This window comes from Nocardia harenae NBRC 108248, assembly GCF_001612885.1.
Taxonomy (GTDB): Bacteria; Actinomycetota; Actinomycetes; order Mycobacteriales; family Mycobacteriaceae; genus Nocardia; species Nocardia harenae.
In genome coordinates this window covers 63,085-75,330 of sequence record NZ_BDBH01000005.1, presented here as the reverse complement: position 1 = coordinate 75,330, position 12,246 = coordinate 63,085, and the positions used below count along the sequence as shown (strand labels likewise).

Sequence of the window (12,246 nt, the reverse complement as noted above, 5' to 3'; positions counted from 1 at the left end):
ATCGGCACCGACATCCGAATTCCCCGGGTGCCGGGGGAGAAGCGGGCCGTGCCGCGCGGGGCGAACCCTAGAGCTCGGCCTCGCGCAGCGTCCACCAGCCGAAACCGCCGAGCGCGGCGGCCCAGAGCAGCAGCACCACGTAGGCGGCGGGCGTCGGGGCGAGGAAGCCGCTCTCCGGGAAGGCGCCGACCGCGACGACCGAGACGGTGGCGGAGCCGGGCAGCAGCGCGACCACGCCCTGCACATCGGCGGCCTTCGCCACCAGCCAGATCAGCGGCTCCACCAGCACCAGCCAGCCGAACAGCAGCGCGAACGCGGCGGCCACGCTGCGCAGCGCCAGCCCGAGCCCGGCGCCGAGCACCGCCCAGCACACCGCGGAGAAGAGCCCGCCGCCGAAGACCGCGGCCAGGCTCCACCCGAACTCGACCTTGCCGCGGCCGAGCCCGACCAGCACGCCGAGCCCGATCAGCGCGGTGACCACGGCGGCGGCCAGCCCGGCGGCCGCGGGCAGCGCCAGCTTGGCGGCGGCCAGCCGGTCCCGGTTCGGGGTGAAGAGCACGGTGGTCGGCATGCCGCCGTTCCAGTACTCGCCCGCCGTGACGAAGACGCCGAGCACCGCGCCTGCCAGTGCGGCCACCGCGAAGGCCGGGTACAGCCCGATCGAGGCGGCGCCGGTGGCCGGCTCGCCGGTGGGGTCGAGCGGCCCCGCGGTGAGCGCGGCGGCGACGGTCGAGATCAGCGCGGCGCCTGCCACGACGGCGGCGGCCACGGCGATGCCGGGAAAGCCGAGGATCTTGCGGAGCTCGGCGCGCAGCGCGGGCAGCAGTTCGGTCGGCAGGTAATCGATCATCGGGAAACACCGTACGGCGCGGGCGGTTCCACGCGCCCGGCGCCGACCGCGGCGTGGGCGGCGAAGGGCGAGAGCACGCCGGAGATGCCGCCCGGCGTGCGCGGTGCGGCGGCGGCCCGGTCGGTGAGCGCGGCCAGCACCCGGTCCGGGTGGATGGGGTCGGGGACGACGGCGGCGATCCGCACCCGGGCGGCCGCGGCGGCCTCCCGGATGATCCCCTCGGTGGCCTCGGCCACCGCGAGCCTGCCGTCCGGCCGGATCACCGCGTCGGTGTAGCCGCGCGCGGCCAGGTGGGTGGCGAGCGCGATGGGGGTGGCGGCATCCACGATCAGCCGGTCCGGGTAGCCGCGCCGCAGCTTGGCGGGGGTGCCCTGGTAGACGGCGGCGCCGCCGGCCAGCAGCAGCAGGGCGTCGGCGGCGGGCAGCAGCGCGGCCAGGCTGCGGCCGGTGACCACCGCGGCGCCGCCGCGCTCGGCATGGCGGCGCAGCAGGTCGGCGAGCCAGCCGCGCTCGGCCGGGTCGAGCCCGTCCACCGGGTCGTCCAGGATCAGCACCCGCGGGTCGGGGAGCAGCGCGGTGGCGATGGCGAGCCTGGTCTGCTCGCCGATGCCGAGTACCTCGATCCTGGTGCGGGTTTCGTCGCCGAGCCCGGCCAGCGCGGCGACCTCGTCGGCGCGCCCGTCCGGCACATCGGCCGCGGCGGCGAAGGCGAGCAGGTGGTCGCGGACCCGGCGCTTGGCGGGCAGCCCGCGCGGGACGAGCACACCGTTCACGGTGTGCGGGGTGCGCGGCGCCGCGCCGAACGCCTGGACGGTGCCGTGCGTCGGTTTGCGCAGCCCGAGCAGCACGCGGGCCAGCGCCGACTTGCCCGACCCCGGCGGCCCGGCCACCGCGGTCACGGTGCCGGCGGGCACCGCGAACTCGATGTTCTCCAATGCGGTGGCCGCGCCGTAGCGGACGGCGAGCCCGCGCACCGCGAGGGCGGGCGCGTCCCCGCCGCCCGGCCCGGTGCGGCGGGTGACCGCGCCCTGCGCGATGGTGCCGCCCGCTCCCGCCGCGGCGGGGCCGGCGTCGATGGCTCCGGTCATCGCGCCGTCGGCGGCTGCGGCTTGCGGGTGGGCTCCGGGTGGTGGCCGGCGGCCCTGGACGGCGGCGACTTGCGCTTGCCCTTGCCTGCGTCGATGGCGGGCAGCGGATCGGCGTCGATCACCAGCGGGGCGTCCCGCCAGTGCGTCGGTGCGGGGCCGAATGCCTTGCGCGAGTTCTCGATCGTGGTCTTGCCGAGCGCGCGGTTGCCGAGCCCGCCGATCACCGCGCCGATGCCCGCCGGCACCACCTTGCCCGCCATGAGCGCGGCGCGCTTGGTGATGAAGCGCAGGATGAAGCGCTTGAGCAGCGAGTCGTTCATGGCGTTCAGCCCGGGGATCTGCTTGGCGAAGGCGGTGCCCCAGTTCTTGGCGGAGTGGCCGATGGATTTCTGCACGATGTCCATGCCGCTCTCGCCGAGCACCACCGCCAGCACCAGCGCGCGGCGCTGCTCCTGCGCCTCCGGGGTGATGCCGTGCACCGAGGCCACCGCCAGCGTGTAGAGCGCGGAGGCCTCCATGAAGAAGGTGGTCTCCGCGCTCACCGCGGCCAGCGCGGCCATGGTGCCGACGCCGGGCACCGCGGCCGTTGCCCCGACCGCGCCGCCGCTGCCGGTGACGGCCATCAGGTACTGGTTCTCCAGCCGCTGGATGATCTGCGCGGGGGTCTCGTCCGGGTGGGCGCGCCGCAGCCGGCTCACGTACTTGGCCACCGCGGGGCCCTGTAGCCGCGAACCGGTGTCGAGCAGCTGTACCACCGTCTTCTCGAAGGCGTCCTTGAACATCACGGGCGTCTCCTCCTGTCCCGCTCGGCTGGTTGGAACTGTAGGGCACGGTGCCGACACAGCTCCCCTCGACAACGAAGTACCCAGCTCGCCGAGTTCCGCGCTCAGGAGAAGGCCGGAACCTCTTCGCCCGCGCGCGGCGGTGGCGGCGGCGTGCCGTCGCCGAACGGACGCCCGCCGAGCTGCTCGCGGCCGTGCGGCGTGTGCCAATTCGCCAGGTCGGGGCCGACCGGGACCACTCCGGTGGGGTTGATGTCCCGGTGCACCGCGTAGTAGTGCGTCTTGATCTGGCCGAAGTCGATGGTGTCGCCGAATCCGGGGGTCTGGAAGAGGTCGCGGGCGTAGGCCCAGAGCACCGGCAGCTCGCTCAGCTTGCTCCGGTTGCACTTGAAATGGCCGTGGTAGACGGGGTCGAAGCGGACCAGCGTGGTGAAGAGCCGGACGTCGGCCTCGGTGATGGTGTCGCCGACCAGGTAGCGCTGGCCGGCGAGCCGCTCGGTGAGTTCGTCCAGCCGGGTGAACAGCCGGGCGTAGGCGCGCTCGTACGCGCCCTGGTCGCCGGCGAAGCCGCAGCGGTACACGCCATTGTTGACCTCGGTGAAGTTCCGCTGCGCGACCTCGTCGATCTCGTCCCGCAGGCGCGCGGGGTACAGGTCGGGCGCGCCCTCCCGGTGGAACTCGGTCCACTCGGTGGAGAAATCCAGGGTGATCTGCGGGTAGTCGTTGGTCACCACCTGGCCGGTGGCGATCTCCACCACGGCGGGCACGGTGATGCCGCGCGGGTAGTCCGGGAAGCGGGCCAGGTAGGCGTCGCGCAGCCGGGGGATGCCGAGCACCGGGTCGACGCCGCCGGGGTCGAGATCGAAGGTCCAGCTCAGCTTGTCGTGGGTGGGGCCGCAGAGTCCGAGCGAGAGCGCGTCATCCAGGCCGAGCAGCCTGCGCACGATGAGCGTGCGGTTGGCCCACGGGCAGGCCCGCGCGGCGATCAGGCGGTAGCGGCCCGCCTCGGCCGGGTAGCCGTCGCGGCCGTCCGCGGTGATCCTGGTGGTGATGTAGTTGGTGTCCCGTTGGAACTCGCCGGGCTCCACGTAACTGCCCTGCGAACCGGACCGATCCTCTGCCGACGTGGTCACGCGCCCCAGTCTGGCACGCCCGACCAGGAACCGACCGCCTACGCTCTCCCGACATGAGCGGAACCGAACCGACACGCCTGGAACGGCACAGCACCGACGGCGGCGCCGAGATCGCGACCCTGACCCTGGCGAACCCGCCGCTGAACCTCTTCGACCAGCCACTCTTCGACGCGCTGGTGGCGAATATCGCGGAGCTCACCGCCCGCCCGCCGCGCGCGGTGCTGCTGCGCGCCGAGGGCAAGGTGGTCTCCGGCGGGGTCGACGTGCACGTCTTCGACGGGCTGACCGCAGAGCAGGGCGCCCAGCTCTGGCGTTCGCTCTTCGAGACCATCATCGCGCCGCTGGAGGCGCTGCCCTGCCCGGTGGTCTTCGCCGCGCACGGTCTGACCCTGACCGCGGCCTTCGAGATCGCGCTGGCCTGCGACATCATCCTGGCCGCGCCGAAGGCCAGATTCGGGCTGGTGGAGACGGTGGTCGGGCTGACCCCGTCGATGGGCGGGCCGCAGCGGCTGGCCGAACGCGCCGGATCGGGCCGGGCCCGCGAGTTCGTCATGACCGCCGATCTCTACGACGCCGCGACCTTGGCCGAGTGGGGCGTGGTGAACGCGGTGCACGACGACGTCGAGGCGGCGGCGCAGGCGCTCGTCACCCGGCTGGCCGACGGCCCGACCAGGGCGCACGCCGCGACCAAGGAGATCATCGGCGCCTGGCGCTCCGGCGGGGTGGCGCACGCGGACGCGGTGACGCCCGAGGTCTCCGGCGCGCTCTTCGCGACCGCGGATCTGCGCGGTGCGGTGCGCAGCTTCCTGGCGCAGGGGCCGGGGAAGGCCACCTACACCGGAGCGTGATCGGTGGACCCGTTCTCCGGCTATCGCCACGGAATTGTGATGTGGGTCATATAGTCGAGGGTGCTTGGTCGGTAGCGGCGCTGGAGGACCCATGTCGCAGCAGCTCATCGTCGAATTCCCGCAGCCGGGGCCGCGCGTCTGCGACAACCCGTTGGCGCGCGGCGCCGACGGCGTGCTCCGGTACGGCAACCTGACACCGGCGCTCACCGAGCTGCTCGACCTGCAGACGCACGCCTTCTCCGCCCGCGAGGCCGTGGTGGAGATCGGCGGGCCGCGGCTCAGCTACCGGGAGCTGTGGCACTCCGCCTCCCGGATCGCGGGCGGGCTGCAGGAGCACGGCATCGGCTACGGCGACCGGGTGGCGGTGCACCTGCCCGGCGGTGCGCGCTGGGTGCAGGCCTTCCTCGGCGCGCTGCTCAGCGGCGCGGTGCCGGTGCTGGTGGACGCGGCGCTGCCCGCCGCGGCGGCGGCGCGGATGATCGCCGACAGCAGCGCGGATTTCGTGCTCGGCACCGGCGGCGTCAGGAACTCCGCCGATTCCGGGATGCCGGACGGCGCCGCCTTCATCGACGACGGCGCGGCGCTCGGCGACCTCGCCCTGCTCTGCTACACCAGTGGCGCGCCCGCCCCGCGCGGGGTCGAGCTGACCAACGAGAACCTGCTCTCCGCCATTCGCTCGATGGTCGCCGCGCTCGACCTGCCCACCGACGGGCTGCGCAACCTGGTGCTGCCGCCGCTGGCGCACGCGAGCGGCTGCGTGGACCAGGTGCTGCCCACCTTCGCGGTGGGCGGGACGGTGGTGCTCGCGCCGGATCGGGGGCGGCTGGCCGAGGCGATCGAGACCGAGCACGTGGACATGGTCTCCGGGACCCCGCGCATCTTCACCGAGCTGCTGCCCGCGCTCACCGCGGGCGGGGCGCGCGAGCACGTCGCCCGGATCAGCAAGGCCGGGCACCGGGCGGATCGGGCCGCCGCGCCCGGCGTGCTCGCCGAGGCACTGCGGGCGGCCTTCCCGGCGGCGCGGCAGTGGTCGGTCTGGGGGGCCACCGAGACCAGCGGCATCGGGCTCTCGGCGGAGGACACGGCGGATACGGCCTTCCCGGAGGCGGGCGGCGTGCTCGGCTTCCCGTTCGGCGGCACCGAGCTGGCGCTCTGGGGGCCGCGCGCGGACGCGGGCCACGGCGAGCTGCTGTGCCGCGGGCCCAATGTCACCCGGCGCTACTGGAACGACCCGGCGGCCACCGCCGCCCGCTTCACCGGGACCTGGTTCCACACCGGCGACCTGGTCACCATCGAGGCGGACGGGCTGGTCCGGCGCGGCGTCGTGCGCTGAGCGCACCGGCCCGCGCGGCGGCGGTCAGTCGAGCAGGCGGGCGCGCAGGGTGTCGCGCAGCTCGTCGGTGAGGCCGAGCGCGGCGTAGTACCGCTCCGGGTCGCCGTGCAACTCGCGCACCGCATCGGTGGCGACGGCCAGGTACTCCGGGCGCACGCCGAGCAGGTCGGCGGAGACCTCGGCGCCCCGCTCGGCCCCCGCGCCCGCGATCATCGCGCGCAGCGCGGGCACCGCGTCGTTGCTGCGCAGGTAGTCGGCGACCACCTCGTCCTCGGCGACGCCGACCGCGCGCAGCAGCGTGGCCACCGCCCAGCCGGTGCGGTCCTTGCCCGCGGCGCAGTGCACCAGGGTGGCCCCGGTGCCGTTCGCGATCGAGCGGGCCAGCTCGGTGATGGCCAGGTTCGCCTCCGGCAAGGCCGGGAAGAGGCGGTAGACCCCGAGCATGTGCGCGCGGGCGGTATCGGACTGTCGCGCTTCGTGCGGCGGCGCCTCGCCCATCCTGGAGTCGAAGGGGGTGACGACGAGGCGGACACCGCCCGGGAGGCTGTCGGCGCCGAGGTGATCGATCTCACGGAGACCGCGCAGATCGTGCACCGCGGTGACGTCGAGTTCCCGGAGCAGCGCGTGCCCCGCGGCATCGAGGTTGGTGAGCGCGGCGGAGCGCAGCAGCACGCCGGAGCGGACGGCGCCGCCCCCGGCGGTGCGGAGCCCGCCCACGTCGCGGAAGTTGAAGGTGCCGGAGAGCCGCAGGTGGTCAGCGGAGGGCGAGACGGTCACGTTGCTCAGGCTAACGGTTCGGCACCGGTCGTGACCGGGTGCGCGTCCTGCAACGAATCGATGTAGCGTGTGGCATCGCGCACATCCGGACAGGGCGGTCCGGATTCGCCCGTAGAGTGGACCATCGACGTGGCGGTACGAGTGATCTGCCCACGTCTGCCGTCGGTTGCCGATGGCAGGGCGCATGCTATCCGTGGTTATGGCGGCGAGCATGGTCGATTGCGATGGCATTCCGGTTGGATAACAAAACATTCTTTTAGTCTGGAATAACCGGTTGGAGCTGGGCTCAAACCCTGAAAGCACCTACCATTGCCGGATGATGGACCGGGAGTCTCGCAATTTCGGGGATGAGCGCTCGGTTTCCGGTGCTCCAGTTCTGTCGAGGGAGTCGTTGTTGAGCGTACGGGGAGAGATGGTGAAGACCCGGCTTCGGCCGCCGATCTCCGAAGCGGTCGAGCAGGCGGTCGCCTCGCTCGATCACGGCGGCGTCCGTGGTCTCCGGGTGCTGCTGCACGCCGGGATCAGCGTGTACTGGCCGATGGTCAAGGGTTCGCCGGTCGAACACGTCCGGGCCTACGAGAGCACCCTGCAGTCGCTGCGGCTGCGCTGGGAGAACGGCGTCGGCTGCGTGCCCGTCGGTGGCGCGGCCGGGCTCTTCGCCGAGATGGACCGGCAGATGGTCGCCTTCCTCGAGCTGTGCGCGGAGCGCTCCGGCATGCAGTGGCTGGAGCCGGTGGACGCGGTCGCCGCGTATGCCGTCTCGGTGCTGCACGGCACCGTGCTGCGCTGGCTCGCCGACTGCGACGACGAGACCATGCTCGTCGTGCTGGACGACCTGGTGAGCAGCCTGGCCGCGCGCGCGGTGGAGAACTGATCGGCGCTGTGCTGGACGTGTGACCAAATGGGTGGTCTAGTTATCGGGTGCCCGCCATCGACCTCGCGCGGCCCGCGGCCGCGACCCCGCCGATCGCCCGCCTGCATGCCGCGACGGCCGATCTCGACCCCCCGCTGGCCGCGCTCGACCTGAGCCGGCTGCACGCCAACGCCGCCGATCTGGTGCGTCGCGCGGGCGGCACCCCCATCCGGGTGGCGAGCAAATCGGTCCGCTGCCGCGCCGTGCTGGAGGAGGTGCTCGGCACCGGGCTCACCGCCGCCGGTGGCTTCCGCGGCATCATGGCCTACTCGCTGCGCGAGGCATTGTGGCTGGTCCGGGCGGGTGCGGAGGATGTGCTGCTCGGCTACCCGACGGTGGAGCGCGCCGCGCTGGCCGAGCTCGCCGCCGCCGAGGCCGCGCGCGCCGCGATCACCCTCATGATCGACGACCCGGCGCACCTGGAGCTGATCGCCGATGCCACCGGCGGCCGGGCGGGGCTGCGGGTCTGCCTGGATGTCGATGCCTCGCTGCGGATCGGGCCGCTGCACCTCGGCGTGCGCCGCTCGCCGCTGCGCACCCCCGAGCAGGCGGCGGAGCTGGCTTACGCCGCGAAGCGCGCGGGGTTCGCGGTGGCCGGGGTGATGACCTACGAGGCGCAGATCGCCGGGCTGCCGGATGCGAACCCCGCGGTACGGCTGGTGAAGCGGGCCTCGGCCGCGGAGATCGGCGGCAGGCGGGCACGGGTCGTGGACGCGGTGCGCGCGGTCGTCGGCGAGCTGGAGATCGTGAACGCGGGCGGCACCGGCTCGGTCGAGGTCAGCGCGGGGAGCGCGGCGGTCACCGAGGTCACCGCCGGGTCCGGGCTGTATGTGCCGACGCTCTTCGACAACTACCGCTCGTTCACCCCGCGCCCGGCGCTCTACTTCGCGCTGCCGGTGCTGCGCAGGCCGGCGCCGTCGATCGCGACGGTCTTCGCGGGCGGCTACATCGCCTCCGGCCCGGCCGGGGCGGCCCGGGTGCCGAAACCGGTCTGGCCCGGGCGGCTGCGGCTGCTCGGGGCGGAGGGCGCGGGTGAGGTGCAGACCCCGCTGGCCGGGGCGCGCGGGCTGCGGCTCGGCGACCGGGTCTGGTTCCGGCACGCCAAGGCGGGCGAGCTGTGCGAGCGGTTCGACCGGCTCTTCCTGGTCGACGCCGACGGCGGCCGTACCGAGGTGCCGACCTATCGCGGCGAGGGAAAGTGTTTCGGCTGAATTCGGTTCGGTCGCGGTGAATTCTGTGCGCGTACCGTTCGGTCTCTTTATCTGTCACCGTTGGTAATGGTCACAAATTTCCAGCCGGAATTATGGCGACGCCCGTTCTCCGCGTAATCAGCGCAGTCGCAGGAGCGCCGAGAGCTCGGCCAATTCGGCCGGGTCGGCGGGCAGGAACTCGGTGAGCAGCGGCGAGCGGATGATGGTGGCGTGCCACAGTGCGCGGCCGAGCGCGCCGCGCAGCAGCCGGGCGGCCACCAGCGCGCGCACCGCGCCGGGGGCGTCAACCGGGGCCGAGACGGTGGCCGAGACCAGCACCACCGCCGCCTCCCGGCCGCGGAACCGCTCCGGGGTGCCGACCAGCACGTCGTCGATCCGCGCGCGCTCCAGCAGGGTGCGGATCAGCGCCACCTGCGGGCCGTAGGGCGCCACCACGAAGATGTCGTGCGGGTGCAGCCTGCGGGCACTGCCGCCGCTGGTCCAGGTGCCGGTGAGCAGGGTGCGGACCCGGCGCACCACCTCGCGCGCCTCGGGTTCGCAGACGGTGCTGTGGCCGCGGTGCGGGATGAGCACGGTCTCGATGCCGGGCGGCACCACGTCGAGCGCGCGGCCGCCGGTGACGGTCTCGGCGGCGCCGAGCCGCCCGTCGTACCAGAGCGCGGAGAGCGGGCCGCAGACGGCGGGGTGCAGCCGCCAGGTGCGGTCCAGCAGGTAGCCGGTGGCGGCGGGGACGGTGCGGTGCGGGCCGATCCGCAGCTCGAGCGCTGAACCCGGCGGCCCGGCGTGCTCCAGGTCGCCGAGCAGCAGCAGCGAGCGGGCGCTGACCGCGGCGGCGAGCGCGTCGGCCGGGGCGCAGCGGCCCGCGTCGGCCACGATGAGCAGGTCGAGCGCGCCGCGCGGCACCTGCGCCGGGTCGGCGAAGTCGGCGGGCAGCCCGCCGACGACGCAGCCGTTCACCGCGGTGCCGAGGAAGCGCGGGTAGCGGGGGCCGTCGATCACCGCCCACTCCGGGGCCACCGAGATCACGTCCTTCTTGGCCACCAGCTCGGGCAGCACCCCGGCGCGCACGACGGCGTCGAGCAGCTGCTCGACGGTGCCGTGGCCGTCGGGTGCGGTGATGCCGATGCGCAGCCGGTCCCCGGTGAGCAGCCGGGCCACCACCCTGGCGATGGTGGTGACCTTGCCGGTGCCCGCGGGCGCCTGCACCGCGAGCACCGAATCGTCGAGCGCGCGCACCGCCTCGGTGATGGCGGCGGCGTGGTCGCCGTGCACCGGGGGCAGGCCGGGGCGGCCGCGGCGCAGCCGGGGCGGGCGGCGGGCGAGCAGGTCGAAGGGGGCGCCCGGGGGCATGTCGGGCAGGGTGACCAGGACGGCGTCTGCGAGCTCCTCCAGGGCGCGGTCGACGGCGGGGTCCGGGTACGGCGGGCGCGGGGCCAGCGCGATGGGGAGGGCGTCGGAGGGCTCCCTGCCGTCGGGGAGCACCTCCTCCAGCCGGACGGTGTCGGCGAACTCGGTGTCGGGGGAGCAGCCGAGCACCACCGCGGCGGTGACCGTGCGCAGGCCGGGGGCGGCGGGGTCGGGCTGGTCGTAGTAGGCGTGCACGGGGGTGCCCGGCGCCGGGACGGTGGAGCCGAGGTGGCTGCCCGCGCCGGTGCCGAAGCGGCCGGTGAGGGTGAGGTAGCGGCGTAGCCCGGTGCCGTGCGGCGGGCGGTGCCACTTGGTGTCGACGGTGCCCCACTCGGCGACCAGGACGCCCGGCTCGTCGGCCCAGTCCGCCACCGGGTCGGCGCGGCGCGCGCGGTGCGCGTCCCAGCGCGGGCCGCGCTGCCTGCGGTGGTAGCCGAGCGCGTCGGCGAGCAGCGCCGCCGGGTGCGCGGCGTCGGCGCGGGCGCGGGCGAACTCGGCCAGCGCCGCCTCCAGGGAAGAGGGGCCCTCCGATACCACGGCGCGGGGGAGCGGGGGGCGGGGCGGGATGCCGTAGCGATCCGCGAGGGTGCGTAGCGCGGCGCGGATGCGCAGCACGCGGTGGGCGTCGGTCTGCGCGCCGAGCGCGGGCTCGGCGGGGGGTCGGATGTCGGCGGGGGACGCCTCGGCGGCGTCCGGGGGGACCAGGTGATCCAGGGCCGCGGCCACCTGGGCGACCCGGTAGACGGGCGCCCTGACGCCGGGCAGCACCGGCTCGGGGGCCGGTTCCGGTTGGCCCGCGAGGACCAGGGTGGAGCGCACGATGGGAGCCAGGTCCACGACGGCCTCGGCGGCGAAGAGCTCCTCCAGCAGCTCCTCGTCGCCGGGGCCGGTCTGGTGCGCGTGCAGCAGCGCCCGCACCTCGGCGCCGTGGTGGTAGAGGTGCGCGCCGGGGATTCCGGCCCGCAGCCGCTCCAGCACGGGGCGTAGACCGTTCGCGCCGAACGGGATTCGCAGCGCGAGCTCCGGCCCCGCCACCAGCAGCGCGGGGCCGGGTCCGACCGCGATCCCGATATCGCCCGGCGCGCTCGGCGGCAGCGCGGCCAGCGCGTCGGCCCCCGCGGTGTCGGCGACCGGGTGCCCGGCGGCGTCCGCGCGCACCTGCACCCGCGCCTGCCTGCGCAGCGCGGTCGCGGTGCGCACCGGCAGCCCGGGCAGCTCGGCGGTGGAGCTGGCCAGCCGGTCGACGGTGCCGATCCCCGACCCGCGCAGCAGCGCCGCGGTGCCTGGATCGATCCCAGCCACCAGCCCGACGTCGCGCGCGGTGCGTGCCGCCGCCCGGCAGGCGGCGCAGCGTCCGCAGGCCAGGTAGCGCGGGTCGCCCCACTGCACGGGGAGCAGCTCGGCGGCCTGCTCGGCCACGATGTGCTCGAACCGCTCCCGCCGCGCCAGGTGGACCGGGAGCGCGGAGTCGAGCGGGAAGTCGCTGCCGCCGATCCGCAGCACCGGCGCGGGCAGTGCGCCCGCGGCGCTCAGCAGGTCGGCGCAGGCCGCCAGCTCCAGCGCGGCGCGCACCGGGTCGGTGGCGTCGGCGGTGGCCGGGGTGTAGCGCACCCGGTGATCCGCGCGCAGCAGCCGCGGCGCGGAGGCGGCGGTGCGGCCGTCGAAGAGCACGGCATCGGTGATCTCGGTCGCCCCGCGGCGCAGCGCGGCGATCGTGCGCTCGTTCCCGGCCAGCAGCCGATCCCGCTCGGCCGCGGAATCCGCACGCGGCGAGGCGATCTCGGCGTCCAGGGCGCGCAGCACCGCGAATTCGCAGCGCGCGGCAGCGATCAGGTCGGCCGGTGCGGCGACTACCACGTCACCGATGACGAGCAAACGCGGCCCTCCTGTCTCGTCGCGGGCTC

Annotated in this window: 10 protein-coding genes; 4 read left to right on the top strand and 6 right to left on the bottom strand. The window is 74.8% G+C overall.

The window, feature by feature from the left end; genetic code table 11:
* Positions 1–67: 67 nt before the first annotated feature.
* The 4 genes from NH2_RS11895 to NH2_RS11880 all read right to left on the bottom strand — a co-directional run bounded on the left by NH2_RS11895 (position 68) and on the right by NH2_RS11880 (position 3,853).
* Positions 68–850, bottom strand: coding sequence for an ABC transporter permease (locus NH2_RS11895; RefSeq protein ID WP_067652712.1), 783 nt, complete (start codon positions 848–850; stop codon positions 68–70).
* Positions 847–1,938, bottom strand: a complete 1,092-nt coding sequence (locus NH2_RS11890) for an ATP-binding cassette domain-containing protein (RefSeq protein ID WP_084505473.1) — start codon at positions 1,936–1,938, stop codon at positions 847–849. The genes NH2_RS11895 and NH2_RS11890 overlap by 4 nt, the downstream gene beginning before the upstream one ends.
* On the bottom strand, positions 1,935–2,720 hold the full coding sequence (locus tag NH2_RS11885) for a hypothetical protein (RefSeq protein WP_245650563.1): 786 nt from the start codon (positions 2,718–2,720) through the stop codon (positions 1,935–1,937). Before NH2_RS11885 ends, NH2_RS11890 begins: the two co-directional genes overlap by 4 nt.
* 104 nt (positions 2,721–2,824) lie before the next feature.
* Entirely contained in the window at positions 2,825–3,853 is a 1,029-nt protein-coding gene (locus NH2_RS11880; protein ID WP_067652710.1) for a glutathione S-transferase family protein, read from the bottom strand.
* Positions 3,854–3,906: 53 nt separating this feature from the next.
* Here NH2_RS11880 and NH2_RS11875 point away from each other — a divergent pair, with 53 nt between their 5' ends.
* Both NH2_RS11875 and NH2_RS11870 read left to right on the top strand, forming a co-directional pair.
* A complete protein-coding gene (locus tag NH2_RS11875; RefSeq protein WP_067652708.1) occupies positions 3,907–4,701 on the top strand; it encodes an enoyl-CoA hydratase/isomerase family protein in 795 nt (264 codons plus the stop codon).
* 91 nt (positions 4,702–4,792) lie between these two features.
* Complete coding sequence (locus NH2_RS11870) at positions 4,793–6,034, top strand: class I adenylate-forming enzyme family protein (RefSeq protein WP_067652706.1); 1,242 nt, start codon at positions 4,793–4,795, stop codon at positions 6,032–6,034.
* Between the two features lie 24 nt (positions 6,035–6,058).
* Here the strand turns inward: NH2_RS11870 and NH2_RS11865 are convergent, their stop codons facing one another.
* A complete protein-coding gene (locus tag NH2_RS11865) occupies positions 6,059–6,811 on the bottom strand; it encodes a tyrosine-protein phosphatase (RefSeq protein WP_067652704.1) in 753 nt (250 codons plus the stop codon).
* A gap of 394 nt (positions 6,812–7,205) precedes the next feature.
* Between NH2_RS11865 and NH2_RS11860 the strand changes: the two genes are divergently transcribed.
* On the top strand, positions 7,206–7,685 hold the full coding sequence (locus NH2_RS11860; RefSeq protein WP_084505472.1) for a TetR family transcriptional regulator: 480 nt from the start codon (positions 7,206–7,208) through the stop codon (positions 7,683–7,685).
* 47 nt (positions 7,686–7,732) lie between these two features.
* A complete protein-coding gene (locus tag NH2_RS11855) occupies positions 7,733–8,935 on the top strand; it encodes an alanine racemase (RefSeq protein WP_245650533.1) in 1,203 nt (400 codons plus the stop codon).
* 117 nt (positions 8,936–9,052) lie between these two features.
* On the opposite strand, the gene NH2_RS11850 is transcribed toward NH2_RS11855, so the two are convergent.
* A complete protein-coding gene (locus NH2_RS11850) occupies positions 9,053–12,217 on the bottom strand; it encodes an AAA domain-containing protein (RefSeq protein ID WP_067652700.1) in 3,165 nt (1,054 codons plus the stop codon).
* Positions 12,218–12,246: the final 29 nt, after the last annotated feature.